Below are 1,002 nucleotides of genomic sequence, written 5' to 3' on the forward strand. Positions count from 1 at the left end.
CCCAGAATGGTCATGTGCAGACTGTTGGTGGCATCCACTACTTACGGCATGTTGCGCCAAAAGATCGATCAGTGGTTGGCTATGGTGAACCACCACTAAACTGATAACCAAAAACAGAGTCATTCTGGTTAATTGGGCAAAAAGAGATTGTGAAAACATAAGGGTTTTACATACGCTCAATGTGGTAAGAAGTCGCGCATCTTAATGAGAGTGTTGGTATGAAACAAATGACCATTTGTGATGCAGTCTATGCGTTTCATGCATAGATTGGAGAGCAAACAACGCGTGGTATGAGCCTCGGGAGCTAGTTTTATAAACTTGTTATAAGAATCTGAACATAAAGTATTGTAATAAAAGACTATTTATATGCTTGTAAACTAAAGCATACGATTTGAGCTACATTGATCACACTCTGTAAACTCGACATATTCCTTAAAAATCGTGACCCTAGTGCCGAAATCGCTTCAGGATGAGCGAGAAAAGTTTCGGAATTTAAGGGAGAGTCATCCAAATGGACAAAGATCATAACCTCAGAGAGAACCTACTTGCATTAACCCTAGGCAGTGCATTGGTGTCACTCGGTGTTATCTTTTTCAATCAAGTAGGGTTGCTGACTGGTGGTACTGCAGGGTTAGCTATCTTCATTACCAAAATTACAGAGCTTAGCTTTGGTCAGGTTTTCTTCGCGCTTAACTTACCTTTTTATATTTTATCTGTTGCCCGTATGGGCTGGCGCTTTACGATCAATACCTTTATTGCTGTTTCTAGCGTTTCGTTCGCGGTTGATCATCTGTATCACGTTATTCAGATTGCTGAGATCAACAAGGTGTACGCAGCCATGCTCGGTGGCGGACTCATCGGTACAGGTATGCTGGTGATCTTTAGACACAAGATGAGCCTAGGCGGCTTCAACATTCTTGCTCTGTACCTACAAGAACGCTTCGGTATTCGTGCGGGTAAGGTACAAATGGGGTTAGATTGTACGATCGTAATTTTGTCGCT

General features: G+C 42.2%; 1 protein-coding gene. It reads left to right on the top strand.

Annotation, left to right across the window (positions count from 1 at the left end; all coding sequences use genetic code 11):
* Positions 1–511 precede the first annotated feature (511 nt).
* Positions 512–1,002 (top strand): YitT family protein (locus tag KIV40_RS30080; RefSeq protein ID WP_285352936.1); only part of this gene is annotated, 491 nt, incomplete at its 3' end.

It is taken from the genome of Vibrio sp. D173a, from assembly GCF_030248475.1.